Annotated in this window: 20 protein-coding genes and 1 pseudogene; 10 read left to right on the forward strand and 11 right to left on the reverse strand. The window is 75.2% G+C overall.

Features of this window, described 5'->3' with window-relative positions; translation table 11 throughout:
* Positions 1-269: 269 nt before the first annotated feature.
* The 3 genes from K7I03_RS04075 to K7I03_RS04085 are packed head-to-tail and all read left to right on the forward strand — an operon-like array spanning position 270 to position 2,196.
* Positions 270-566 (forward strand): hypothetical protein, encoded by a 297-nt coding sequence (locus K7I03_RS04075; RefSeq protein ID WP_185942065.1) that lies wholly within the window; start codon positions 270-272, stop codon positions 564-566.
* Between the two features lie 44 nt (positions 567-610).
* A complete protein-coding gene (locus K7I03_RS04080) occupies positions 611-949 on the forward strand; it encodes a hypothetical protein (protein WP_185942066.1) in 339 nt (112 codons plus the stop codon).
* A complete protein-coding gene (locus tag K7I03_RS04085) occupies positions 925-2,196 on the forward strand; it encodes a helix-turn-helix domain-containing protein (RefSeq protein ID WP_185942067.1) in 1,272 nt (423 codons plus the stop codon). Before K7I03_RS04080 ends, K7I03_RS04085 begins: the two co-directional genes overlap by 25 nt.
* A gap of 139 nt (positions 2,197-2,335) precedes the next feature.
* Here K7I03_RS04085 and K7I03_RS04090 read toward each other — a convergent pair whose 3' ends face one another.
* The 7 genes and pseudogenes from K7I03_RS04090 to hemE all read right to left on the reverse strand — a co-directional run bounded on the left by K7I03_RS04090 (position 2,336) and on the right by hemE (position 10,038).
* A complete protein-coding gene (locus K7I03_RS04090; RefSeq protein WP_185942068.1) occupies positions 2,336-3,115 on the reverse strand; it encodes an ABC transporter permease in 780 nt (259 codons plus the stop codon).
* Positions 3,116-3,117: 2 nt separating this feature from the next.
* Positions 3,118-3,666, reverse strand: a pseudogene (locus K7I03_RS04095) (ATP-binding cassette domain-containing protein); the annotation flags it as partial.
* Between the two features lie 252 nt (positions 3,667-3,918).
* Complete coding sequence (hemB, locus tag K7I03_RS04100) at positions 3,919-4,902, reverse strand: porphobilinogen synthase (protein WP_185942069.1); 984 nt, start codon at positions 4,900-4,902, stop codon at positions 3,919-3,921.
* 297 nt (positions 4,903-5,199) lie between these two features.
* Complete coding sequence (gene hemC, locus K7I03_RS04105; protein WP_224347383.1) at positions 5,200-6,090, reverse strand: hydroxymethylbilane synthase; 891 nt, start codon at positions 6,088-6,090, stop codon at positions 5,200-5,202.
* Positions 6,091-6,164: 74 nt separating this feature from the next.
* Positions 6,165-7,970 (reverse strand): hypothetical protein, encoded by a 1,806-nt coding sequence (locus tag K7I03_RS04110; RefSeq protein ID WP_185942071.1) that lies wholly within the window; start codon positions 7,968-7,970, stop codon positions 6,165-6,167.
* Complete coding sequence (gene hemF, locus K7I03_RS04115; protein WP_185942072.1) at positions 7,967-8,926, reverse strand: oxygen-dependent coproporphyrinogen oxidase; 960 nt, start codon at positions 8,924-8,926, stop codon at positions 7,967-7,969. Before hemF ends, K7I03_RS04110 begins: the two co-directional genes overlap by 4 nt.
* Positions 8,923-10,038, reverse strand: a complete 1,116-nt coding sequence (hemE, locus tag K7I03_RS04120; protein WP_185942073.1) for a uroporphyrinogen decarboxylase — start codon at positions 10,036-10,038, stop codon at positions 8,923-8,925. The genes hemF and hemE overlap by 4 nt, the downstream gene beginning before the upstream one ends.
* 122 nt (positions 10,039-10,160) lie before the next feature.
* On the opposite strand from hemE, the gene hemH reads away from it, so the two are divergent.
* The 3 genes from hemH to K7I03_RS04135 are packed head-to-tail and all read left to right on the forward strand — an operon-like array spanning position 10,161 to position 13,671.
* Positions 10,161-11,345: a ferrochelatase gene (gene hemH, locus K7I03_RS04125; RefSeq protein WP_185942074.1), complete on the forward strand. Its 1,185-nt coding sequence runs from the start codon at positions 10,161-10,163 to the stop codon at positions 11,343-11,345.
* Positions 11,342-13,138, forward strand: coding sequence for a protoporphyrinogen oxidase (hemG, locus tag K7I03_RS04130; protein WP_224346865.1), 1,797 nt, complete (start codon positions 11,342-11,344; stop codon positions 13,136-13,138). Before hemH ends, hemG begins: the two co-directional genes overlap by 4 nt.
* Positions 13,135-13,671 (forward strand): L-2-amino-thiazoline-4-carboxylic acid hydrolase, encoded by a 537-nt coding sequence (locus K7I03_RS04135; protein WP_185942076.1) that lies wholly within the window; start codon positions 13,135-13,137, stop codon positions 13,669-13,671. The genes hemG and K7I03_RS04135 overlap by 4 nt, the downstream gene beginning before the upstream one ends.
* Here the strand turns inward: K7I03_RS04135 and K7I03_RS04140 are convergent.
* Positions 13,629-14,303 (reverse strand): TetR/AcrR family transcriptional regulator, encoded by a 675-nt coding sequence (locus K7I03_RS04140; RefSeq protein ID WP_185942077.1) that lies wholly within the window; start codon positions 14,301-14,303, stop codon positions 13,629-13,631. The genes K7I03_RS04135 and K7I03_RS04140 overlap by 43 nt on opposite strands.
* A 110-nt stretch (positions 14,304-14,413) precedes the next feature.
* Here K7I03_RS04140 and K7I03_RS04145 point away from each other — a divergent pair, with 110 nt between their 5' ends.
* The gene (locus tag K7I03_RS04145; RefSeq protein WP_185942078.1) at positions 14,414-16,618 is read left to right on the forward strand and encodes an MMPL family transporter; all 2,205 of its coding nucleotides are present in this window, start codon (positions 14,414-14,416) and stop codon (positions 16,616-16,618) included.
* 18 nt (positions 16,619-16,636) lie between these two features.
* The gene (locus K7I03_RS04150) at positions 16,637-17,974 is read left to right on the forward strand and encodes an MFS transporter (RefSeq protein WP_185942079.1); all 1,338 of its coding nucleotides are present in this window, start codon (positions 16,637-16,639) and stop codon (positions 17,972-17,974) included.
* A gap of 142 nt (positions 17,975-18,116) precedes the next feature.
* Here the strand turns inward: K7I03_RS04150 and K7I03_RS04155 are convergent, their stop codons facing one another.
* The 3 genes from K7I03_RS04155 to K7I03_RS04165 form a co-directional block, all read right to left on the reverse strand.
* A complete protein-coding gene (locus K7I03_RS04155; RefSeq protein ID WP_185942080.1) occupies positions 18,117-18,824 on the reverse strand; it encodes an SDR family oxidoreductase in 708 nt (235 codons plus the stop codon).
* Between the two features lie 442 nt (positions 18,825-19,266).
* A complete protein-coding gene (locus K7I03_RS04160) occupies positions 19,267-20,502 on the reverse strand; it encodes a GH25 family lysozyme (protein WP_185942081.1) in 1,236 nt (411 codons plus the stop codon).
* A 185-nt stretch (positions 20,503-20,687) separates the two neighbouring features.
* Positions 20,688-21,476, reverse strand: coding sequence for a phosphotransferase enzyme family protein (locus K7I03_RS04165; RefSeq protein ID WP_185942082.1), 789 nt, complete (start codon positions 21,474-21,476; stop codon positions 20,688-20,690).
* 125 nt (positions 21,477-21,601) lie between these two features.
* On the opposite strand from K7I03_RS04165, the gene K7I03_RS04170 reads away from it, so the two are divergent.
* Positions 21,602-22,582, forward strand: a complete 981-nt coding sequence (locus K7I03_RS04170) for an LLM class F420-dependent oxidoreductase (RefSeq protein WP_185942083.1) — start codon at positions 21,602-21,604, stop codon at positions 22,580-22,582.
* 26 nt (positions 22,583-22,608) lie between these two features.
* Entirely contained in the window at positions 22,609-24,408 is a 1,800-nt protein-coding gene (locus tag K7I03_RS04175) for a thiamine pyrophosphate-requiring protein (RefSeq protein ID WP_185942084.1), read from the forward strand.
* The last annotated feature ends 6 nt before the right edge of the window (positions 24,409-24,414 follow it).

Consider the following 24,414-nt stretch of genomic DNA (forward strand, 5'->3'; position numbering starts at 1 on the left):
CGGGACCCGGCCGGCCATGCGGGCGGCGCGGGGAAGCGGTGGTGAGGGCACGAATACCAGACGGCGGGGACGGGGGCGCGGACCCGGGCGCCCGCGTGTCCGGCGGCGACGGGCGGTACGCACGGCGAGGCCGGTCCGCGCGGCCGGTGCGACCGGGGCGCGTGCGGCGGCGACGCCGGCATCCCCGCGGCGACGACCGGCCTGCCCGCCGGCGACGGCCGCCGCATAAAGGGCGGGCGTGTTCGCCACAGGGACGGGAGACTGCCCTCATGCTGATCGTCGACGTCGTCCTGGAGACCGCGGACACCACCGGTTTCACCCTCTGGCCGGTGGCCGCCCTCCCTCCGTACCGGCCGCTCGCCCTGTCCGGCCGGATGACGCCGGACGAGGTCGGCAGCGCGGTGGCGGCCCTGGCCCGGCACACCGTCGGGGCGTCCGACGACGACGCGCCCGCGCCGGACGCCGCCGCCCTCGTCCGCCGGATGCTCGCGGAGGAGGAGATCTCGGTCGACGGCGGCCTGAGCTTCCGCCACACCGGCCTCGGTGTCACCGTGAGTCCCGGCTGACGGACGGCGAGGCGCCCTGGCTGGGCCACGATCCGACGCCGCGCGTGGAACTCGCCGGAGCGGCCGTGCGGCTCTGGCCGGACGGCGGCTTCGCGGCCGAGCCGCCTGCCACCCGGCCCGTCGAGATACCGGTCGCGGACCTGCCCGGCATCCTGCGGTCGGCGCGAGACGCTCTGCGGGGCTTCCTCGGCCTCGTCGAGCGGTGGGCGGCCCGTCATGTGCCTGCCCAGGCGGCCGAGTTGACGTCCCGGCTGCACACGGACCTGGCTGCCGACACCCCGCTGCCCGGGGAGCTCGCCGGTCCTTCCGGTGGCGGCGCTACCGTCGGGCGTCCCGTCGGTGCACACAGGAGGTACCCATGGGCGAAAACCTCGGTGCGTTGATCCGTAGCGTCCGGTGCTACCTCAGGCTCTCGCAGACCCAGCTGGGACAGGCGTGCGGATACTCGGCGTCGGCCATCTCCCGGATCGAGCGGAACAAGATGTGCCCGAACCCGGGCGCGCTGCGGCTCATGGCCGACAGGCTTGGCATCCCCCAAGAACGACTACGCGGTGGTGCTGTGCCGGACGTGCTGCAGATCGCTACGGTGGCGGTGAGTCGGCCGTCGGACGAGGAGGATGCGGTGCGCCGCAGGAAACTACTGCCCGGGGCGCTCGCCGCGGGGGCGACGGCCGTCGTCGGCGCCGAGACGGCACCGGCAACCGCCTCACCGGGCGGCGGCCTGGACGACGCGCTCTTTCGATTGCCGCCCGCCGAGCCGATGCCGCTACCACGGCTCGCGGAGGGGGCAGCCAGGGCGCTGGCGGCTTTTCGAGCGGCCCGGTACGGCGATCTGGAACGCGCGTTGCCGGGGCTGCTCGCCGCAGCGGAAACCAGCCGTGACGCGGCGAGCGGCCGGGCGCGGGAGCAGGTGTGCGGGGTTCTGGCCCGCTCGTACGTCGTCGCCGCCGAGCTGGCCGCGAAACAGCACTCCGACGCGGGCTGGGTGGCCGCCGACCGAGCACTGTCCGCGGCCCGCGCAAGCGGTTCCCCGGTGCCGATCGGTGAGGCGACGCGGGTCCTTGCCATCACGATGCGCCGGTCCGGCCGATGGTCGTCCGCGGTGCGGCTGCTGTCCCAGGAGGCCGCGGAGCTGGACGCCGAACAGGACCGCACGGGTGCCGTCCGCACGACGCTGCTCCTGACCGCCGCGTACTCGGCTGCCACAGGCGGGGACCGCAGCACGGCGCTCGCGCTGCTGGAAGAGGCGGAGGAGCACGCCAGGCGGCTGCCAGGGGTGCCGGGTCTGTTCACCGTGGAGGCGAGCCAGGCGCAGGTGGACGTCTACCGGATCGGCGTGTTCAACGCGCTGGGAACGCCCGACGAGGGCGTCAAGGCCGTCACCGGGCTGAACTTCGCCGGCCTGCCGACGGCCGAGCGACGGGCGCGGGCCTGGACCGACACCGCCCGCATGTGGCACGCCCTCGGTGATGGCCGGCAGACCTTCGCCGCCTTGCGACGCGTCGAACAGGAAGCGCCGCAGGAAGTACGACGCCCAGCGCTACGGGCCCTTACCTCCGACCTGATGTACGGACCTGCCCGGCTCCAGGGCCTGAGGGAGTTCGCTGCTCGTACGGGGGCGTCGGCTTAGAACCCGACGCCCGGCGGATCGCCCGGCCGCGCCGGCCCGCTGGTGCGCGCGTCCAGCACGCCCACGGTCAGCGTCCAGGACTCCTCGGTGCTCGGTTCGCCCATCGCGTCTCCTCGCCCTGGGCCTCGCCCGTCGCCCCTCACCGGTCCGGGAACGTGTTCCGGCGGTCGCGGGTGTGGAAGTGGAAGGCGAGGGCCGCCACGAGGAGCGCGCCCGCGAACCACAGGGGGCCGAGGAGGAGGTAGGGCAGCGGGAGCGCGGCGCGGAAGCCGGCGGTCGTGGCGACCTGCATGGCGCCGAACGACGGGAGGTAGCGGATGGCGTCGTCGTCGGCGACCGGGTTGGCGAGCGGGCTCTGCAGGCCGGCGTCGATGATGCTGGTCATGATGATCAGGAGCATGCCGGCCAGCTCGCTGCGGAGCAGGGCGCCGAGCATCACGCCCAGCCCGCCGTAGGTCAGCGCCCCGCAGACCAGGGCCAGCGCGAGCAGCCAGGGCCGCCGGGGCGACCAGTACAGGCAGACCGAGAACGTCGCGTACGCGCAGGTCACGGCCGCGACGACGACGAGCGCGGCGAACTTGGCGGCGATGAGGTGGCGGCGCGGGTAACCGGCCATCGCCAGCCGCCGGTCGAAGCCGGCCGCCCTGAACGTCACCGAGAACATCATGAAGCCGACGATGAGCGTGACCGCGTTGAGGGCGCCCGTGATGTTGCCGAGGTCGTTGCCGTGCGCGGTGACTGTCCCGTGCGTGGCGCGGAGGGTGAAGCGGACCTCGTGGCTGTCGACGACCGCGTGCCCGAGGGAGATCCACAGCGGCACGAACACGACGACGAGGACCAGGGCGAGCCGGTTGCGGACGTGTTCGAGCAGGGCGAACCGGGCGGCGGTGGAGAAGTACGTCCAGGCGGTGGGCCGCATCGTCACCCCTCCGCCGCCGGGCCGGCGCCGGGCCCGGGCCGTCCGCCGTCGGCCAGCCGGCCGTCCTCCAGCCGCCAGAGCCGGTCGAAGCGGGCGGTGTCGTAGGCGATGTGCGAGACGACGAGGAACGACCGCCCGGCGGCCCGGAGTTCACCGGCCAGCTCCCAGAAGCGCTGGTACGACTCCCAGTCGAAGCCCTGGTACGGCTCGTCGAGGAGGAGCAGCGGCGGGTCGTGCATCAGGGCGAGGACGAGGTTGAGCTTCTGCCGGGTGCCACCGCTGAGGGCGCCGACGCGGTGGTGGCGGTAGGCCGTGAACCGCAGCGCGTCCAGCAGTTCGTCCGCCCGGCGCGGGTCGGGCAGGCGGTACGCGACGTGGAACAGCTCCAGGTGCTGGTCCACCGTGAACGCCGGGTTCAGGACCGTCTCCTGCGGGCAGTAGCCGACGGGCCCGGGGCACTCGACCGTCCCCCGGTCCGGCCGGGCCTGCCCGGCGAGGACGCGGAGCAGCGTGGTCTTCCCCGAGCCGTTCTCGCCGACGACCCCGGCCATGCATCCGGCCGGCAGGTCGAGGTCGATCCCGCGCAGGACGGGGTGGCGGCCGTACGCCTTGCGCACGCCGCGGACGCGCAGCACGGGGGCGGAGGCCGGGACGTCGCTCACGGCCGGGGGCGGGTGGTGCACGCGGTCTCCTCGCCCGGGCGGCGGAGCGGCGACAGGGGCCCGCCCATCCTTACCGGCGACCGCTCTCCCGGCGGCGCCCCGCGTCCGGATGCCGCCGGGAATCGCCCGATGGGCGGTGCGTCAGCCCATCCGGCGGGCCGCTTCCACCGCCCAGTAGGTGAGGACGACGTCGGCCCCGGCCCGGCGGACGGCGGTAAGGGTCTCGGCGACGGCCCGCTCCCGGTCGATCCAGCCGCGGGCCGCCGCGGCCTCCACCATCGCGTACTCGCCGGACACCTGGTACGCGGCCACCGGGACGCGCGCGTGGTCGGCGACGGTCCGCAGGATGTCCAGGTAGCACAGGGCGGGCTTCACCATGACCAGGTCGGCGCCCTCCGCCTCGTCCAGCGCGAGCTCGCGGAGCGCCTCGGTGCGGTTGCGCGGGTCCATCTGGTAGGTGGCGCGGTCGCCGCGCAGGTCGCACTCGACGGCGTCGCGGAAGGGGCCGTAGAAGGCGGACGTGTACTTGGCGGTGTAGGCGAGGATCGCCGTCTCCTGTTGCCCTGTCCCGTCCAACGCGGCACGGACGGCGGCGACTTGGCCGTCCATCATGCCGCTCAGCCCGACACAGTGGGCGCCCGCCTCGGCGTGCAGGACGGCCATGGCGGCGTAGCGCTCCACGGTGGCGTCGTTGTCGATCCGGCCGTCGGGCGTGAGGACGCCGCAGTGGCCGTGGTCGGTGAACTCGTCGAGGCAGACGTCGCTCATCACCACGGCCGCGTCCCCGACCTCGCCGGCCACCTCGCGCAGCGCCCGCTGCAGGATCCCGTCCGGATCGAGCGCCGCCGACCCGACGGCGTCCTTGCGCTCGGGCACGGCGAACACCATCAGCCCGCCCACCCCGGCGGCCACCGCCTCCCGCGCCGCCTTGCGGAGCGACGGCAGGGTGTGCTGCACGACGCCGGGCATGGCGGCGATCGGGGCGGGCTCGGCTATCCCCTCCTTGACGAAGAGGGGGAGGACGAGGTGGGCGGGGTGCCAGCCGGTGCCGGCGACGAGGTTGCGCAGGGCGGGGGTGCGGCGGAGGCGGTGGGGGCGGTGGAGGGGGGTGGGGTGGCCGGGCATGGGTCCTCCTGGTGGTCGCTGCTTTGGCGCGTTCGCGTGTGGGTCGTGGGTCGGGGGGTGTGCCCCGGTCCCGCCCTTTCGCCGTTTCTTGCGGGGGCTGCGCCCCCGCCCCCCCCAAACCGCGCTCCGCGCGGTTGTCCTCAAGCGCCGGACGGGCTGAATCGTGCGCCCGGCCGCGATACCCAGCCCGTTGGGGGTCCCCCCTCTGGGGGAGTTTGAGGACGAGCGGCGAAGCCGCGATCAGGGGGGCTGGGGCGCAGCCCCAGACAACGGCGAAGGGGAGGGGCCGGGGCTCCCCTACCGCGCCCCGCGCTCATACTCCTTCCGCAACGCACGCGCCAGCTCCCGCCCCGCCGCCGCGGCGGCGACCGGATCGAGCGGAACCTCGGCCCGGCGGAAGGTGCGCCGGCCACCATCCGTCGCGGTGATGACGGCACAGAGATCGAGAGCCCGGCCCACCGGCCGAGCATGCGCCCCCACCGGAGCACTGCACCCCGCCTCCAGTTCGGCCAGGACGGCCCGTTCGGCATCGACCGCCGCCCGGGTCACCGCGTCGTCCAGTGAGCCGAGCAACAGGGCGACCGCCGCGTCGTCGGCCCGGCACTCGACGGCGAGAGCCCCCTGCGCGGGGGCGGGCACGATCCGGTCGGGAGCGAACAGCTCGGCCGCCTCTCCGAGTCTTCCGAGCCGCGCCAGCCCCGCCGCGGCGAGGACGACCGCGTCCAGCCGGCCGTCCCGCACCCGCCCCAACCGGGTGTCCACGTTGCCGCGCAGCGGTACGACCACGAGCCCCGGGCGCAGTGCGGCGAGCTGCCCGGCCCGGCGGGGCGAGCCGGTGCCGACGCGGGCACCGGCCGGCAGCCGGGACAGCGGGCGTCCGTCGGCGGTGACGAGGGCGTCGCGCGGGTCCTCGCGGACGGGGACGGCGGCGACCACGACGTCCGACGGCCCGGCCGTGGGCAGGTCCTTGTAGGAGTGGACGGCGAAGTCGATGTCACCGGCGCGCAGGGCGGCGCGTACCGCCTGGACGAAGACGCCGGTGCCGCCCATGGCGGTCAGGGGCGCGCTGTTGGTGTCGCCCTCGGTGGTGATGCCGACGGTCTCCACCCGGACGCCGGTGGCCCGTTCGAGGTCGCGGGCGAAGGCGGACGACTGGGCCAGGGCGAGGGCGCTGCGCCGGGTGCCCATGCGGAGCGTGGTGCGTCCGACGGCGCCGCCGCGGCCCGCCGCCGCGGGGTGGTACGTGGCCGGGGTCCCCGGTGTCATGGCGTCTCCCTTCCGGCCGCTCCGGCCGCGGGGCCGGGCGGCGCGGGCTGGTCCGGCCCGCCGAACAGGTCGTGCACGACGGCCACGTAGGCGTGTCCGTCCGGCTGCGCGGCCATCTCCCGGACGCGGACGGTCGGCCGGTGGACGATCTTCTCGGCGATGCGGCGGGCGGTGCGCGCGACCTCGCCGCGTACGTGGTCGGCGAGGGCCGGGGTGCGCCCGAGCAGCCGGTCGACCTCGGCCTCGGCGATGGACAGCACGTTGTTGCGCATGGCGACGATGAGCGGGGCCACGGTGGCCAGGTGGCGGCCGGCCAGGAACGCGGCCGTCTCCTCGGCGACGATGCGCCGCGCCTCGTCCACCGGCACCCGCGCCGACGCCTCCTTCAGCCGGGCCTCCAGGCCGGCCAGGTCGACCAGCCGGACGCCGGGCTGCCGGGCGGCGGCCGGGTCCACGTTGCGCGGCAGCGAGAGGTCCACGAGGACGAGCGGGTGCCCGGGCCCGCCGGCGCGGGCCGCGGCGACGAGCTCCGCGGTGATCACCGGCGTGCCGGCGCCGGTCGCGGCGACGACGAGCGCGGCGCGCCCGAGCAGCGCGGGCAGCTCGTCCAGCCCGGCGGCCCGGACCCCGTACCGCCCGGCGAGCCGCTCGGCGGCCTCGCGGCCGCGGTTGACGACGGTGATCCCGCCGGTGGCGGCGGCCGCGCGGGTACTCCCGGCGGAACGGGCGCCGCCCGCGGCCTCGTCGGCCCCGGCCGGCCTGACGCCCCGGGCAGGCCCGGCGGCCTGGGCAGACCCGGCGGGCACGCCGCCTGTTTCGACCGCAGCCGCGGCGGACCCGTCGGTGACGGCAGCGGCACAGGACACCCCCTGCCCTTCGGCCGCTCCAAGTGGCCTTGCAAGCGGGGCGTTTCCGGCGATCCCGGCCGCGTCGGTCCTCCCGACGAACACGTCGGCCGTGACCGGCTCGGTTCTCCCAGCGCCTCCGGCGCTCCCGGACGTCACCGCTTCGGCGGCTCCGGCGGGCATGCCGCGCGTTCCGGCCGCGCCGGAGCCGTCGGCGACGGCAGTGGCTCCGGACACCTTCGCGTCCTCGGCCGCCCCGAGTGCCGTGCCGGACAGGGCGCTTCCGGCACCCTCTGACGGCCCGGCGGACGCCGTGCCCGGGAGCTCCCCCGCCGTTCCGGACTCGCCCCGCCGCAGCGCGGCCACCGTCAGGGAGCCGAGGGCTCCGGCGCCGACGACCACCGTCGGGTGGGCGGGGAGCGGGCCGAGGAGGTCCGTCGCCGCGTCGAGGGCCACGCCGACCAGGTCGGCGGCCGCGTGGGCGACGCCCGTGGTGGTCTCGACGCGTTTGCCGGTGCGCAGGGCGTGCTGGAAGAGGTCGTGGAGGACCGGGCCCGCCGTACCGTGGTCGGTAGCGAGGCGGTAGGCGGCGCGGACCTGGCCGCGGATCTGGGGTTCGCCGAGTGCCATCGAGTCCAGGCCGCTGACGACGCGGAAGAGGTGCGCGACGGCGTCGGGGCCCCGGTGGGTGTAGAGCAGGGGGCGGACGTCGGCGGCGGGGGCGCCGGTGGTCTCGGCGAGGGCGCGGGCGGCCTCGTCGGCGGCGCGGTCGGGCCGGTCGGATTCGAGGTAGATCTCGACGCGGTTGCAGGTGGCGAGGACGACGGTCTCGGCGGGGGACGGCGAGCGGGCCAGCAGGCCCAGCAGCGCCGCAGTCTGGGAGCGCGTCAGCGCGAAACGTTCCAGCACCGGGTGGGCGGCGGTGTGGTGGCTGAGGCCGGTGACGAGGACGGTCATCGCGCCGCCCCGACCGTGCCGGCGGCCAGCCAGTCGCGGGGCCGCAGGAACTCGGCGAGCCGCTCCTCCTCGCTGCCGGGTTCCGGCGTGAGGTCGAAGCCCCAGGAGGCCGTGGGCGGCAGGGACATGAGGATGGCCTCGGTGTTGCCGCGGCTCTCCAGGCCGAACCGGGTGCCGCGGTCGTGGAGGAGGTTGAACTCCACGTACCGGCCCCGGCGCAGGAGCTGCCAGCGGCGCTCGCGTTCGCCGTACGGGGTGTGGGCGCGCCGGCGGACTATCGGTAAGTAGGCGGGGGCCAGGACGTCCAGTCCGGTGGCGACGAAGCGGAAGGCGCGGTCCCAGCCGTCCGGCCCGCCGGGCCGCAGGTGGTCGAAGAAGATGCCGCCGACGCCGCGCGTCTCCTGCCGGTGGGGCAGGTAGAAGTAGGCGTCGCAGTTCGCCTTGGCCCGGGGGTAGAAGTCCGGGTCGTAGGCGTCGCAGCAGTCCTTCAGGGTGCGGTGCAGGTGCCGGGCGTCCTCCTCGAAGCCGTAGGAGGGCGTCATGTCGGCGCCGCCGCCGAACCACCAGACGTCCTGTCCGGCTCCGGCCGACGTCACCTCGAAGTAGCGGAAGTTGGCGTGGAAGGCGGGCACCCACGGGTTGCGCGGGTGGAGGACGGTGGACAGGCCGGTGGCGAAGAAGCCGGCGCCGGGGTCGATGTCGTGGCGGTCGGTGATGGCGTCGGGGACCCGGTCGCCGTGGACGGCCGACACGTTGACGCCGGCCCGTTCGAACACGGCGCCGCCCTCCAGGACGCGGGCCCAGCCGCCCCCGCCGCCGGGCCGCTCCCAGTCGTGGGCGGTGAACCGGGAGCGGCCGTCGCCCTCGCCCTCGCCGTCGCACTCCTCCAGGGCCCGTATCAGCGCGGCCTGCGCGTCGAGCATCAGCGCCAGCGCCTGGTCCCGTCGGGTCGTCATGCGGGCGCCCCCTTTCCGTCGTCGCCGGCCGTTCCGTCGCCGGCTGTTCCGTCCTCGGCGGCCTCCGCGTGCGCGCCCGCCTCCGCGCCTTCGCCGGACTCCGTGTGCCGGTCGAACCCGTGCACGACGTCGATGAGGCGCTGGACGTGCCCGACGGGCGTGTCCGGGCGGATGCCGTGGCCGAGGTTGAAGATGTGCGGGCCGCCCAGGCCCTCCCGGAGCACGGCCCGTGCCCGGCCGGCCAGGGCCGCGGGGCGGTGGACGAGGACGGCCGGGTCGAGGTTGCCCTGGAGGGTCCGGCCGGGCAGCGCCCGGCGGGCGGCGGACAGCGGGGTCCGCCAGTCGACGCCGACGACCTCGGCGGGCAGCTCCGCGAACCGGTCCAGCAGGTGGTGGGCGCCGACCGCGAAGTGGATGCGCGGGACCGCGAGGTCGTCCAGGGCGGCCAGCACCCGCCGGGTGCGCGGCAGCCCGAACTCCGCGTAGACGGCGGGTGCGTGGGAGCCGGCCCAGCTGTCGAAGAGCTGTACGGCCTGGGCGCCGGCGGCGATCTGCAGACGCAGGTAGCGGATGGTGACGTCGGTGAGCCGGTCCAGCAGCAGCCGGGCGGCCTCGGGTTCGGCGTGCAGCCAGACCCGGAAGCCGGCGTGGCCGTCGCCGGCCCCGCCCGCGTCCACCAGATAGGTGGCCAGGGTGAGCGGCGCCCCGGCGAAGCCGATCAGCGGCACGTGGCAGCGCTCGCGCACGGCGCGGACGGCGTCGGCGACGAAGGGCGCCGTCTCCCCGGGCTCCGGCACCCGCAGCCGGCGGACGTCGGCGAGGGTGCGCACCGGCCGGGTGATCACCGGGCCGGGGGCGAATTCGATCTCCACTCCCATGTCGGCGAGCGGCGTCATGATGTCGCTGAAAAGGATCGCCGCGTCGAGGGAAAACCGCCGCAGGGGCAGCATGGTGATCTCGGCCGCGACCTCGGGATTACGGCACATCTCCCAGAAGCCGTAGCGCTCTTTGAGTGCGTTGTATTCGGGCAGGTATCGGCCTGCTTGCCGCATGATCCATATGGGCGCCCGCCGGGTGTCCTTACCCGAGGCGGCGTCGAGGAAAATACTCATCCCGGAAGCTCAGCCCCCGTTATTCAGAGTTCCCAATTCATGCCTCGGCCAGTCTGTTAGGGGCCTTGTTTGAGTGTCAAGGGCGAGTCTAGGATCGCCCCTTGATTGGGGGTGGACGATATATGGAACATGAGAATCCGAGCCCTACCGGCGTCGTCCTGATGAACCTGGGCGGACCTCGTACGCTGCGCGAGGTCGGCCCTTTTCTGCACTCCCTGTTCAGCGACCGGGAGATCATCCAACTCCCCGCGCAGTCCACTCTGGGCCCGCTGATCGCCCGGTTGCGCACCCCTCGGCTGGAGAAGGTCTACGCCGGCATCGGCGGCGGCTCCCCGCTGTACGACTGGACGGTCCGTCAGGGTGAGGGGCTGGTCAAGCGGCTCGACGTACTCAGCCCGCAGACCGCGCCGCACCGCTTCTACCTGGCCTTCCGCTACACCGAGCCGAGCAGCGCGCAGGCGCTGCGCCGGATGGCGGCGGACGGGGTGCGGCGCGTCGTGGCGTTCCCGCAGTACCCGCAGTACTCGTGCTCGACCACCGGTTCCAGCCTGCACGAGCTGTGGGCGTCCGCCCGGCGGCTGCGACTGGACGCCGCCTTCCGGTGGAGCGTCGTCGACCGCTGGTCGACGCATCCGGCGTATGTGCAGGCCATGGCGGCGAAGGTGCGCGAAGGGCTGGCCCAATTCCCGGAATCGGAGCGGGACGACGTCGTGGTGCTGTTCAGCGCGCACTCGCTTCCGCAACGCGTGATCAACAAAGGGGACCCTTATCTTCAGGAAGTGGCGGGAACCGTTCGCGAGGTGATGCGCGAGCTCGGCGACCGCCAGGAGCACGTGCTGTGTTTTCAGGCCGATGTCGGCCCGGTGACATGGCAGGGACCCAACACGGAATCCGTCATTCGGTCCCTCGGAAAACAGGGGCGGCGCAATATCCTGATAGTGGGAATCATTTTCACCACCGACCATCTGGATACGCTGTCGGAAATAGACGTCGAGTTCGCGGAGGCCGCGGCGGAGGCCGGTGTCACACGGTTCCGGCGGGCGCCGGCACCCAATGACGACCCGCTGTTCCTGGACGCCATGGCGCAGGTGGTCGCCGACCACCTGGCCGCCGGGGCGCCCTGCGGGCCGCAGTTCGGACTGCGCTGCGCGGGGTGCGCGGATCCGGCGTGCCGGGAGATCCTCAACCCGGTCGGGCGCGACACGGCCGGGCTCAACACGGCCGGGCTCAACACGGCCGGGCTCAACACGGCCGGGCTCAACACGGCCGGGAACGGGCCGACTTCTCCGCCCGGCGCGGCGCCGTGACCGGGGAGCGCCCGCGCGTCGCCGTCGTCGGCGCCGGGGTCACCGGGCTGACCGTCGCCTTCGAGCTGCTCTCCGCGCTCCCCGGCGCGGAGGTGACGGTCCTGGAGGCGGCGCCCGTCGCCGGCGGGAAGATCGCCCGCCACCGCGCGGACGGCTACACCGTCGAACTGGGCCCCAACGGCTTCCTCGACAACGGCGCCGACACCCGTACCCTGGCCGACGCCCTCGGGCTCGGCCCCCGGCTGCGGCCGGCCGCGGACGCCGCCCGGGAGCGGTTCCTGCTGCGCGGCGGCCGGCTGCTGCCGCTGCCGCTCGGTTCCGCCTCCTTCGCCGCCAGCCCGCTGCTCAGTCCCGCGGCGAAGGCCCGCGTCCTGGCCGAGCCGCTGGTCCGCCGGGCGGCCGGCGAGGAGACCGTGCACGCCTTCCTCACCCGGCGGTTCGGGCCCCGGGCGGCCGCCCTGCTGGCGGCGCCGCTGGTGCACGGCGTCACCTCCGGTGACCCCTGGACGACCAGCCTGGACGCGGCCTTCCCGCGGATCAGGGCGCTCGAACGCGACCGCGGCAGCCTGCTGCTGGCCGCCCTGCGCGGCCGGCTGCTCCGCGCCGCGGGCCGCGCGGGGCCGCCCCCGCGGCTGACCGGCTTCGCCGACGGCGGCATGCGGGTGCTGGTGGACGCCCTGACGCGGCGGCTCGGCGAGCGGCTGCGGACGGGCCGGGCGGTGACCGCCCTGCGGCGCGCCCCCGGGCCGGGGGGCGGCTGGCTGGTGGAGACGGCGGGCCACGAGCCGGTCCGCGCCGGCCACGTCGTCGTCACCGTGCCCGCGCCCGCCGCCGCGCGGCTGCTGACACCCCATCTGCCGCGCGCCGCCGCGACGTTGGCGGGTGTGCGGTACGCGCCGGTGCGTGTGGTGTCCGTCGGCTACCAGCGGCGCGACCTGGCCGTCCTGCCGCGCGGCTTCGGCTACCTGACGGTGCCGCCGGAGCCCACGCGGATCCTCGGCGTCGTCCACGCGTCCGTCGTCTTCCCCGACTGCGCACCGCCGGACGGCGTCCTGCTGCGCGCCTTCGCGGGCGGCGCCGAGGACCCCGGCTTCGCGGAACTGGATCCGGACGAGGCGGTGGCCGCGGTGCACCGCGACGTCACCACGCTGTTCGGCCCGGCGGCGGAACCGGAGTTCCGGCACGACCACGTCTGGCCCGAGGCGATCCCGCAGTACGCGCCGGGCCACGGCGCACGGGTGCGCGCGCTGCTGGACGCGGTCGCCGGTGTGCCCGGTCTGCATCTGGCGGGCAGCGCGTACCACGGCGTGGCGGTCAACGAGTGCGTGCGCGACGCGCGGCGGGCGGCGTCGGAGGTACTGACCGCGCTGCGCGGGGCGCCGTCGGCGGCCCCCGCCGGAGAGCCGTCCCGGCCCCCCCGGGCGGCCGGACGGTGCCGTCGGACGGTCCGCGCCCCCCGGCTCGCGGGACGGATCCGCGTGTCCTCCGGCCGGCCCGCGGGGGCAGGGCGCGTTCCGCGCGACGGCGACGGCACCGGCCACGGACCCGGAACGGCCGCCGGCCGCCGAACGCCCCGCCGCCCCGACCCCACCGGACGCACCCCCGGCCTCACGCCACGCTCTGCGGGACGAGCCCGTTCCCGCACGGGACGACCGGCCGTCCGGGCCGTCGTATCCGCACGACGACCGGCCGGCCGGACCGCCGTCCCTGGCCGGAGACCCGCGGGACGACGGCCCGCACCCGCACCACGACCCCCACCACCCCCTCCCCCGACACGAGGAGAAGCAGCGTGACCGACACGACCCAGGCCCCCTCGGCACCGGCCGGCCCGGCCCCCGGGGGCGGTGACGGTACCGACAAGCGGGCACAGACGCGCCGGATGCTCGGCGACCGGCTGCGCCGGTACCTCGAACTGGAGGCGGAGCGCGGGCCGGAGGAGGCGCGGGAGGTGCTGCTCGACGGGTATCCCGAACGCCAGGCGGCCCGGATGGGGCCGCTGATCTCGGGGTGTTCGCTGGCCGAGGGGTTCGGCAAGGCCCTTCCCCGGTTCGCGGCCATGGGCTTCCTGGAGGAGGCGATCGACGTCTCGACGGACGACGAGGACGTGGTCATGGAGGTGTGCCGCACCTGCATGTGCCTGACCGCGGCCGAGGACATCGGGCTGAGCGAGCCGCGGCCCGTCCTCTGCGAGCTGGACTTCGAGGCGACCCGGCGGGCCTTCCCGGAGATGTCCGCCGGGAGCCTGCGCCGGCAGACGGACGGGCACCACGTCTGCGTCTTCCGTTACGCGCGCCCCCGCCCGGCCGCCCCGGAGGAGCCGTCCTGACACAGCCCGGACTCGACGAGCAGCAGCAGGTCGGCGGCGAGCGTCGCGACCGGCACGTCGCCCTTGAGCACCTGGCCGCGGGCGGCCGACAGCAGGTGCATCAGGAGTTCGGCGTGCCGGCCGGGGCTGACGCGCTCGTCGAAGACGCCCTCGGCCCGGCCGTTCTCCAGCACTTCGGAGAGGAGGGCGCGCAGCCGGTCGGTGTGGGCGGCCATCCGCTCCCGTATGGAGGGGCTGATGCCGAGCGCCTGCAACTGCAGGGCGCCGGACCGGCGTTCGGGCCGCGCGAAGTACTCCAGGTGCGCGGTCAGGAACGCCTCCAGCCGGGCCCGGGGGCCGTGGACGCCGTCCAGGCGCTCGCGCAACTGCCCGTAGAACCGGTCGACCTCGTCGCTCACCACCGACAGCAGGACGTGCTCGACGTCCTTGAAGTAGTTGTAGGCGGTGGCCCGGGAGACGCCGGCCCGTTCCGCGATCTTCGACATGGTGGTGCCGGCCAGGCCCTGCTCGGCCGCGATCTGCACCGCGGCCTCCCCGATGGCGGCGCGCAGTTGTTCTTTGTGCAGGGCGACCATCCGGTTCCATCCGGAACCGGAACGGCCGGCCGCCGCATCGGGGCGTTCGGTGTCCACTCACACTCCTTGGACAAGGTGTCTAAGCCTTGGCGCTTGGTCTACTATCTGGCGGGACTGTTGAGGCCCCGGAGCCGAGGCCCAGATTAGACCCCGAATGCGGTGATGTGGTGCGTAGCGAAGCGAAGGCCGGGCGTCGGAGCAGCAGGCCCCACCGGAACACCGCGCCACCGGCTCCACCCTCCTCCCGCGCCCGGCCGCGCCTGCTCCTCTGGCTGGTGGTGGCCGGCTGGCTGCTGCTGGCCGGCCTGCTCAGCCCGTTCCAGGGCAAGCTGCAGAGCGTCACGAGCAACAACGCCGCCGCCTTCCTGCCCGGCTCGGCGCCGTCCGCCGAGGTCTCGCGGTTCCTCAAGGACCGCTTTCCCGACGGCGACACCCGCCCGGCCCTGGTCGTCCAGCGCCGCCCCGGCGGGCTGACCGCCGCCGACCGCGGCGCGGTGGTCGCCGAGGCCGCGCGGCTGCGTACCGTCCCCGGCACCCAGCCGCCGGTCGCCCCCTTCACCGCCGACGGCCGGCCGGTTCCCGGGCTGGTCTCGGCGGACGGCTCGGTGGCCGTGACGGTCGTCCCGGTCACCGCGACCGGCGGCAAGAAGGTCCGCGAGACCGTCGACGCGCTGCGCGACGCACTCCACCCGCCGTCGGGCGTGACGACGGACGTCACCGGACCGGCCGGGATCAGCGCGGACGCCATCGCCATCTTCAGCGACGTCGACTTCCGGCTGCTGGCGGCGACGGCGGTCCTGGTCCTCGTCCTCCTCCTGATCGTCTACCGCTCCCCGCTGCTGGCGTTCGTCCCGCTCGTGGTGGTGAGCTTCGCCTACGTCCTGGCCGCCGGCGTCGTCTACGCGCTGGCCGCGCACGCCGGGCTGCTCATCAACAGCCAGGCCACGTCGCTGATGCTGATCCTGATGTTCGGCGCCGGCACGGACTACTGCCTGCTGATGACCGCCCGCTACCAGGAGGAGCTGACGGCGGACCCGTCCGCCCCCTGGCCCGCCCTGCGCCGCGCCGTGCGACGGGTGTGGCCCACGGTCTTCTTCAGCGGGCTGACGGTGATGGCGTCGCTGTCCGCCCTCTTCGCCGCCGACCTCGGCTCCACCCGGGTGCTCGGCCCGGTCGGCATCATCGGCACCGCGAGCGTGCTGCTCTCCACGTTCACGCTGATGCCCGCGCTGCTGGCGCTGATCGGCCCGCGCGCCCTGCTGCGCCGCGCCGCCCGGACCGCCGCTGAACGCCCGCGGAACGCCGGGGCGGTGGGCCGGGCCTGGGAGCGCACCGCGCGGGCGGTGTTCCGCCGGCCGTGGTGGGCGACGGCCGCGACGCTGCTGTTCTTCGCCGCCGGCGCGACCGGACTGACCCGGTCCGTCGACGACATGAGCCTGCTGCACGCCTTCCGCGAACCGACCTCGTCCGCCGACGGCTACCGGACCCTCTCCGACGCCTTCCCCGCCGGAACCGCCGCGCCCCTGACGGTCGTCGTGGAGCGCGCCGACGGCCCGCTGTCCGGCGCCGACCTCGCCGGGGCCGCCGCCCGGGTGCGCTCGGTGCCGGACATCGCCTCCGTCGCGCCCCAGCCCGTCCGGTCGGAGGACGGCCGGGCGGGCCGGCTCCAGGTCGTCCTCGACACCGACCCGTACGACGCGAAGGGGCTCGACCGCGTCGCCGACGTCCGGCACGCGCTGTCCTCCGGACTCCCGTCCGGGGTACGGGCGGTGGTGGGCGGCGACCCGGCCGTGCAGCTCGACACCAAGCGCGCCGCCGACCGCGACCTGCGGATCCTGGTGCCGCTGATCCTCGCCATCATCATGCTGGTGCTGGTGGCGCTGCTGCGGGCGGTGATCGCGCCGCTCTACCTGATCGCCACGGTCGTCGTGTCGTTCTTCGGGGCGCTCGGCATCTCGATGTACGTCTTCCGGGACCTGCTCGGCCAGCACGGCGTCAACCCGGTGATGCCGACGTTCGCGTTCCTCTTCCTGGTCGCGCTGGGCGTCGACTACAACATCTTCCTCATGGCGCGGGTCCGGGAGGACGCCCGCGCCCATGACACCCGTACCGCCGTGCGCACCGCCCTGCTCAGCACCGGGTCGGTGATCACCAGCGCGGGCCTGGTGCTGGCGGGCACCTTCTCGATCCTGATGATCCTGCCGCTGGTGATGCTCTTCCAGCTCGGCTTCACGGTGGCGCTGGGCGTGCTGCTCGACACCGTCCTGGTGCGGGTGGTGCTGGTGCCGGCGGTCACCTGGCTGCTGGGCGAGAAGGCGTGGTGGCCCGCGCGGCGCACGGCGACGACGGTGGTTCCGGATCCGGCCGACTGACAAGGGAGTTGACCCGGCATGACCGATACCGCGGGCGCGGCGAGCGCCGGTGTGCGGCGCCCCGCCGTGCCGCGCACCGCCTGGACCCGGCTCGCCGTCTACACCGCCATCGCCGCGCTGCTCCAGGCCGACGGGACGATCGTCGCCGTCGCGCTGCCGTCGGTCGGCGCGGCGTTCGACGTCTCCGCGGGGACCGCCGCGTGGCTGATGACCACCTACTTCGCGGTGTACGCCGTGGGGTTGTTCCCGGGCGGGCGGCTGGTGGACCGGTTCGGTCCCGGGGCGGTGGCCCTGGCCGGGCTGGCGGTGTTCTGCGCGGGCACCCTGACCGGCGCGCTCGCGGGATCTTTCGGGGTGCTCGTCGGCTCGCGGGTGCTCCAGGGCGCGGGCGCGGGGCTGGCCAGCCCGGCGGCGCTGGCCGGGGCGGTGTCGGGCTTCCCGGCGGAGCGGCGGGGCACCGCGCTGGGCATCTGGGGGGCGGCCTCGGGGCTGTCGAACCTGGTGGGTCCGCTGCTGGGCGGGGTGCTGACGGAGGTGTGGGGGTGGCGCGCCAACTGGTGGGCGCTGCTTCCGCTGGGCCTCGCGCCCGCGGTGTGCGTCCTGCGCTGGGCGCGGTCCCCGGCGGAGGCCCGCCGAATGGCGCCGGGGGCGGCGGAGTCGGGGCAGCCGTCGGTGCCGGGGCCGGCGGGGACGCCGGATCCCGCGGTGCCGAGCACGGGGGAACCGGGCTCCGGGCCGCCGGAGCCAGGGCCGGCGCTCCCGGGTGGGCGGCCGTCGATGGGTGCCGTGCGCGGCGCGTCCGCCGTAGCCGCCCTCACCTTCGCGGTGATGATCGGCTCGTTCTACCTCGTCGAGCAGTACCTCCAGCACGCGGCGGGCTACGGCGTCCTGCGGGCGGCGCTCGCCCCGATGGTGGTCGCCGTCTGCATCGGCGCGGCGGGACCGGTGGCCGGCCGGCTCACCGACCGGTACGGCGAACGGCTCCCGGCCGCCGCCGGCTTCGTCGCCTGCGCGGCGGCCTGCGCCGCGTACGCCGTGCCCGGCACCGCGCCGCACGGCCTCTGGCTGCTGCCCGGCGGCGTCCTCCTCGGCGCGGGCCTCGGCCTGCTGTTCCCCTCGACGTCCCGCGCGGCCCTCAACTCCGTCCCCCGGAGCCTGCACGGCCGCGCCTCCTCCCTGCTCTCCTTCGGCCGCCTGGCCGGCGCGGCCTGCGGCACGGCCCTGGCGGGCCTGGCCTTCCACGACGGCGTCACCACCTCGCATCTGCGCACGGCTCTCACCGGCGGTGCGGTCCTGGCGGCGGTGGGGGCGGTGCTGGCCGCGCGGTGGTTCCGGCACACGCCAGCGGAGGGCTGACCGCGGCGCGGGGCGGGGTCCGGCGAGCCCGGAGGGCTTACCCGCCGACCCTCGCCCCCGTCACGTCCAGGTGCCACTGCGCCCGTCCGGGCGGACCTGACGGCACACCGCCGGGCGCGAGCGCCGGCCGGGACAAGGCCGCCTACCAGGGCAGGGGTTCGCCGTGCCGGAAGAAGCCGCCGGTGGGGCCGGAATCCGGCAGGGTGGCGGCCCAGACGACACTGGCGGCGCCCCGCTCGACGGGCGCGCCGCCCGGGCCGCCCATGTCGGTGGCGATCCAGCCCGGACAGACGGCGTTGACCAGGACCCGCTCGGCCCGCAGTTCGTCGGCGAGCTTGCGGGTGAGGGCGTTGAGAGCCGCCTTCGAGACTCCGTAGGCCGGGGTTCCCCCGGACATGTGCTCCAGGGATCCGGACTCGCTGGAGACGTTCACCAGGCGGGGGTGGGCCGAGCGGCGCAGCAGCGGCAGGAACGCCTGCGCGGTGTGCCAGGCGCCGAAGAGGTTGGTTTCCAGGGTGCGCCGGACCTCGTCGAGGTCGACGGAGGCGGCGCGCCGGGCGGTGTCGTAGTTGACGGCGGCGTTGTTGACGAGGACGTCGAGGCGCCCGAACTCCTCCTCCACGCTGCGGGCGAGGCCGCGGACGCCGTCGGCGTCGGTCACGTCCAGCCGGCGGGGCAGCGGCGTGCCGGGTACTCCGGGGGCCAGGTCGGCGACGGCCCGCTCGGCGTCCTCCCGGCGGCGGGCGCACAGCAGGACGGTATGCCCGAGCGCGGCGAGCTGACGCGCGGTCTCCCGGCCGATTCCCCGGTTGGCGCCCGTGACCAGCGATACCGGTGCGGCGGTGTTCATGTTCTCTCCCTGCTCTTCCTACGCGGACGGTCCGGCCCCGGGCAGCACGCTATGCCGCCGTCCCGCGTCCGCGGATGAGGCCCGGCGCCCGGGCGGGCTGCGGCCTTGGATGTAGTCCTCACGGACCACGGCGGCCGGGGGCGCGACCCGGGTCAGCCGGATGGGGGCGGGAGAGTTCCACGATGTCACGCCCATACCGGACGTGCCGCTGCCAACCTCACCCGCCTGACGCCCCATCTGTACCGCGGAAGACCGCGGCGCCCACTGAGCCGCCGAGCCGGCCCACGGCACGGCCCGCTCCCGGCGCAGGCACATCTGACGGGCCGCCGCCCATGGCCGCCTCGCCCCGGCGCCGGCTGCCCGCCATGCAGCCGAACGCGGGCCGGGCCGGATGGCACACCCTTGCCCACCGCCCGCTCCCCCTTCCCCCGGCGCCCCCGTCTCACGACAGCAGTGCCTGCCACGTCGCCGGGCCCACCACGCCGTCCGCGTCCAGGTGCCATGCCGTCTGGTAGGCGGCGACCGCGTCGCGGGTGCCCGTTCCGAAGACGCCGTCGACGTCGAGGGCCGAGCCGTGTGCGACGAGGAGGTGCTGGGCCGCCTGGACGGCGGGGCCGGTGGAGCCGGTGCGGACGGTCTGGATGAGGGCCTGCCAGGTGTTCGGGCCGATGATGCCGTCGGCGGCGAGGCCGGCCGAGCGCTGGAAGGCGGTGACGGCGTCCCGGGTGGCGGGGCCGAACGCGCCGTCCGGGTCCAGGGAGGCGCCCCGGGCGTTCAGCAGGTACTGGGCCGCGGTGACCTGCGGGCCGCGCTGTCCCTGGGCGAGCAGCGGCCAGCCGGCCGTCGGGGGCGGGGTGTAGGTGCCGTCGGCGAAGGAACGGAGGTCCTGGAGCGATCCGTTGAAGACGTCCTGGTCGCCGGGGAACGGGCCGCGGTCCGCGGTCTGCCAGATCGCGTACGTGGACCAGCCGGCGGGCAGCGGGTGGGCGGTGCCGTTGTGGTTGGCGACCCACAGCGGGAGCGTGGCGCCGAAGTCCCGGGAGCCGCCGGTGCACCGGGCCCACCAGGAGACGTTGGTGTAGAGGGCCGGGTAGCGGCCGGTCCGCTCCCGGTACCGGTCGGCGAAGGCGTGGATCCAGGCGGTCATGGCGGCCGGGTCCAGCCCGTAGCAGGCGGGGACGCCGGCGTCGGGGTAGCCCTCGATGTCGAGGGCCCCGGGCAGCGTCCGCCCGTCGGCCCGCCAGCCCCCGCCGGCGGCGAGGAAGGCGTCGGCCTGGGCGGCACCGTCCGAGGAGTCGGGCCGGGCGAAGTGGTAGGCGCCGCGCACCAGTCCGGCGTCGGCGGCGCCGTCGTACTGCCGGGTGAAGAACGCGTTGCGGTAGGTCAGTCCCTCGGTCGCCTTCACATAGGCGAAGGAGGCTCCCGCCGCGACGGCGGCGGGCCAGTCCACGTCCCCCTGGTACGCGCTCACGTCGAGCCCCCGTACCGCGGTCCGCGCCGGGGGCGCCGGTCTGAGCTGCGGCTCCGGCAGGCTCGATCCGGCGTGGTGGCGCTCCTCCCCGCCGGTCACCGGCGGAACGGGATCCTCCGCCCGTGCCACCGCCGGTGGGGCCAGGAGGGCGAGCAGGACGGGGGCGAGGAGGCCGGCGGCGGGCAGCGGCCGGAGCGGGGACGTCATCGCGGGACTCCCGTGGGTGCGGGCCGAGGCCGCGGCGGCCCGGGCGTGGGCGGGGTGTCCGGGATGCTAGCGAGGCACGCGGGCCGGGGGAATGCCGCGTCCCGCCACTCCACCCGTCCTGCCACTTCTCATGCGTCCCGGCGCTCCTCACCTGTCCCGCCACTTCTCTCCCGTCCCGCCACTCCTCACCCGTCCAGCAGCGCCCGCTCCCACTCCGCCGCGCGCCGCTCCGTGTACTCCGCGTCGGTGCGCCAGACGTCGCCGTGCCCCTCGGCCCACATCCGGGCCCAGGGCTGTTCGCCGAGGGCGGCGCGGTCGCGCAGGAAGTCGTGCATCGCGCGGGCGCGCTGGGCCAGGAGGGGGACCAGGCGGCGGCGTTCCGGCTCGTCGAGGCCGTAGGCGTCGACGAGGACGCGCAGCCGGCGGGCCGCGTCGGCGTCGGCGCGCCGGATCCCGGGCCGGTCCGAGAGCGGGACGAAGCCGTGCGCGGCGTAGGCGAGGTCCCCGAGGCGGGTGCCGGGCGCGGCGGTGTCCCAGTCGATGAAGGCCCAGCCGGCGTCGCCGTCGGTCACCAGGTTCCAGGGGGCCAGGTCGTGGTGGGCGATGATCTCGGTGCCGTCGGCGGGGACGAGGGTCCGCCAGCGGGCGTCCGGCGGCGGGGCGAAGTCCCGGACGGCGTCGTGGAACGCGCGGACGGTCCGCCCCACCCGGGCCAGCCGCGCCTCGGGGTCGAGGAGGGCGAACCGGTCCGGCCAGACGACGTCGCCCGGCACATACGTCAGGACCTCGCGGCCCCGGTCGTCGATGCCGAGGGGACGCGGGGCGGCGGTGAAGCCGGCCGCGTGCAGATGGGTGAGGAGGGCGTGGACGGCGGGGGTCCAGGGGCCGGCGGGGCGGCGGACGGTATCGCCGACGCGGACGACGCCCCCGCTGACGTTCCCGCCGGCCAGCGGCTGCTCGTCGTGATGGGTCATGGGGGCGAGTCTCCGCCACCGGACGACGACACCTGCCACCGGGGCGAGGTTTCGGCACGGCACCGCCGGGTTACCCGTCCGGTCTGAGCACGACGGTCCCGGACGAGGAGGGAGTGTCCGCCCCCATGGCCCCCACCTACGGCTACTTCCTGTCCTGTGAGGAGCACTCCCCCGCGGACCTCGTCGAACAGGCCCGGATGGCCGAGGACGCCGGGTTCACGTCGTTGTGGATCTCCGACCACTTCCATCCGTGGACCGGCGAGCAGGGGCACAGCCCGTTCGTCTGGTCGGTGATCGGGGCGCTGGCGAAGGCGGTCTCCCTGCCCGTCGAGACCGCCGTCACCTGCCCGACCGTACGGATGCACCCGGTCGTCACCGCGCACGCGGCGGCGACCAGCGCCGTCCTGCTGGGGCCCGGCCGGTTCCGGCTCGGGGTGGGCAGCGGCGAGGCGCTCAACGAGCACGTTCTGGGCGGCCCGTGGCCGCGCGCGGCGGTCCGGCTGGAGATGCTGGAGGAGGCCGTCCGGGTGATGCGGCTGCTGTTCGAGGGCGGTCAGGTCAGCCACGCCGGACGGCACTACACCGTGGAGAACGCCCGGCTGTACACGCTTCCGGACGAGCCGGTGCCCATCGACGTCTCGGCGTTCGGCCCGGCGGCCACGGAGGTGGCGGGCCGGTGCGGCGACGGGCTGATCACCATGAGCCCGGACGCGGCGGCGGTCGACCGCTTCCGGCGGGCCGGCGGCGCGGGCAAGCCGGTGTCCGGCGGCGTCAAGGTGTGCTGGGGTCCCGACCGGGACGAGGCGCTGCGCACCGCGCACCGGCTGTGGGCGGCGGAGCAGTTGCCGGGCGAGCTGAACCAGGTGCTGCCGACGCCGGTCCACTTCGAGCAGGCGGCGGAGCTCGTCACCCCCGACCGGGTGGCCGCGGCGGTGACCTGCGGGAACGACCCCGAGGAGCACGTGGCGGCGCTGCGGGCGTACGCGGACGCCGGCTTCGACCGGGTCCACGTCAACCAGATCGGCCCCGACCAGCGGGGCTTCTTCGACTTCTACCGGACCGAGGTACTGCCCCGGCTCGCCGACGCGGCGGGCCGGGCGGGCTGAGCGGACACTGAGCGGAGAGGAACACAGTGGCTGAGAAGGTCTCCGACCACATCCTGGCCCGGCTGCGCGAGTGGGGCGTGGAGCGGGTCTTCGGCTATCCCGGCGACGGGATCAACGGGCTGCTGGCGGCCTGGGAGCGGGCGGGCGACCAGCCGCGCTTCATCCAGGCGCGGCACGAGGAGATGGCGGCGTTCGAGGCCGTCGGATACGCCAAGTTCAGCGGCCGGCTGGGAGTCTGCGTCGCCACGTCCGGCCCGGGCGCCATCCATCTGCTCAACGGCCTCTACGACGCGAAGCTCGACCACGTCCCGGTGCTGGCGATCGTGGGCCAGACGGCGCGGACGGCGATGGGCGGCGCGTACCAGCAGGAGGTGGACCTGCACACCCTGCTCAAGGACGTGGCCTCGGACTTCGTGGAGACCGTCACCGTCCCCGAGCAGCTGCCGAACGTCCTGGACCGGGCGGCGCGCACGGCGCTGGGCCGGCGGGCGCCGACGGCGGTGATCGTGCACGCCGACGTCCAGGAGCTGCCGTACAGCGCGCCGGGGCACGCGTTCAAGATGGTGCCGTCCAGCCTCGACCACAGCGACTGGCAGGCGGCGCCGTCGGACGAGGCCCTGGAGCGGGCCGCGGAGGTGCTCAACTCCGGGCACCGGACGGCGATGCTGGTCGGGCAGGGCGCGGCCGGGGCCCGGGCCGAGGTTGAGCAGGTCGCTGACCTGCTGGGGGCCGGCGTCGCCAAGGCGCTGCTGGGCCTGGACGTGCTCAGTGACGACCTGCCGTACGTGACGGGCTCGATCGGCCTGCTGGGCACCCGCCCGTCGTACGAGCTGATGCGCGACTGCGACACGCTGCTGACCATCGGCTCCAACTTCCCCTACTCGCAGTTCCTCCCGGAGTTCGGCTCCGCGCGGGCCGTGCAGATCGAGCTGGACCCGCACATGGCCGGGCTGCGCTACCCGTACGAGGTCAACCTCATCGGCGACGCGCGCGCCACCCTCCAGCGCCTGATCCCCCTGCTGCGGCGGTCCACCGACCGCGACTGGCAGCGGAAGGTGGAGGGGGACGTGGCGCGCTGGAAGAAGGTGATGGAGAGCCGGGCGGCGGTGAGCGCCGATCCCGTCAACCCGGAGTACGTGGCGCGGGCGCTGTCGCCGCTGCTGCCGTCCGACGCGATCGTCACCTGTGACTCGGGGTCGGTGGCCAACTGGTACGCGCGGCACGTGAGCATGCGCCCGCCGATGCGCGGTTCGCTCTCCGGCACCCTGGCCACCATGGGCAGCGGTGTGCCGTACGCGATCGGCGCCAAGTTCGCCCATCCGGACCGGCCGGTGGTGGCGCTGGTGGGCGACGGCGCGATGCAGATGAACGGGCTGGCCGAGCTGATCACGATCGCCAAGTACCGTACGGAATGGGAGGATCCGCGGCTGGTGGTGGGGGTGTGGAACAACCACGACCTCAACCAGGTGACCTGGGAGATGCGGGCGATGAGCGGATCGCCGCAGTTCCTGCCGTCGCAGCAGCTGCCGGACGTGCCGTACGCCGACTTCGCCCGGTCGATCGGGCTGACGGGCGTCAAGGTCGAGAAGCCGGAGGACGTCGAGCCGGCGTGGCGCGAGGCGCTGGCCGCGCCGGGGCCCGCGGTGGTGGAGTTCGTGACGGACCCGGCGGTGCCGCCGATCCCGCCGCACGCGGACTGGGACCAGATCGAGGCGACGGCCAAGTCGATCATCAAGGGCGACACGGACCGGGCCGGGATGGTGCGGCAGGGCATCAAGGCGAAGGTCCAGGAGTTCCTGCCGCACCGGCACAAGAAGGAGTCCTGACGGGCG

It is taken from the genome of Streptomyces mobaraensis, from assembly GCF_020099395.1.
In the GTDB taxonomy this organism is placed as follows: domain Bacteria; phylum Actinomycetota; class Actinomycetes; order Streptomycetales; family Streptomycetaceae; genus Streptomyces.

Coding starts and splice junctions, on each gene's coding strand:
- K7I03_RS04165 (WP_185942082.1), bottom strand. CDS start 21,476: ATGACCCATCACGACGAGCAGCCGCTGGCCGGCGGGAACGTCAGCGGG.
- hemH (WP_185942074.1), top strand. CDS start 10,161: ATGGAACATGAGAATCCGAGCCCTACCGGCGTCGTCCTGATGAACCTG.
- K7I03_RS04090 (WP_185942068.1), bottom strand. CDS start 3,115: ATGCGGCCCACCGCCTGGACGTACTTCTCCACCGCCGCCCGGTTCGCC.
- hemE (WP_185942073.1), bottom strand. CDS start 10,038: ATGAGTATTTTCCTCGACGCCGCCTCGGGTAAGGACACCCGGCGGGCG.
- K7I03_RS04150 (WP_185942079.1), top strand. CDS start 16,637: ATGACCGATACCGCGGGCGCGGCGAGCGCCGGTGTGCGGCGCCCCGCC.
- hemC (WP_224347383.1), bottom strand. CDS start 6,090: ATGGGCACCCGGCGCAGCGCCCTCGCCCTGGCCCAGTCGTCCGCCTTC.
- hemF (WP_185942072.1), bottom strand. CDS start 8,926: ATGACGACCCGACGGGACCAGGCGCTGGCGCTGATGCTCGACGCGCAG.
- K7I03_RS04155 (WP_185942080.1), bottom strand. CDS start 18,824: ATGAACACCGCCGCACCGGTATCGCTGGTCACGGGCGCCAACCGGGGA.
- hemB (WP_185942069.1), bottom strand. CDS start 4,902: ATGCCCGGCCACCCCACCCCCCTCCACCGCCCCCACCGCCTCCGCCGC.
- K7I03_RS04170 (WP_185942083.1), top strand. CDS start 21,602: ATGGCCCCCACCTACGGCTACTTCCTGTCCTGTGAGGAGCACTCCCCC.
- K7I03_RS04110 (WP_185942071.1), bottom strand. CDS start 7,970: ATGACCGTCCTCGTCACCGGCCTCAGCCACCACACCGCCGCCCACCCG.
- K7I03_RS04075 (WP_185942065.1), top strand. CDS start 270: ATGCTGATCGTCGACGTCGTCCTGGAGACCGCGGACACCACCGGTTTC.
- K7I03_RS04160 (WP_185942081.1), bottom strand. CDS start 20,502: ATGACGTCCCCGCTCCGGCCGCTGCCCGCCGCCGGCCTCCTCGCCCCC.
- K7I03_RS04085 (WP_185942067.1), top strand. CDS start 925: ATGGGCGAAAACCTCGGTGCGTTGATCCGTAGCGTCCGGTGCTACCTC.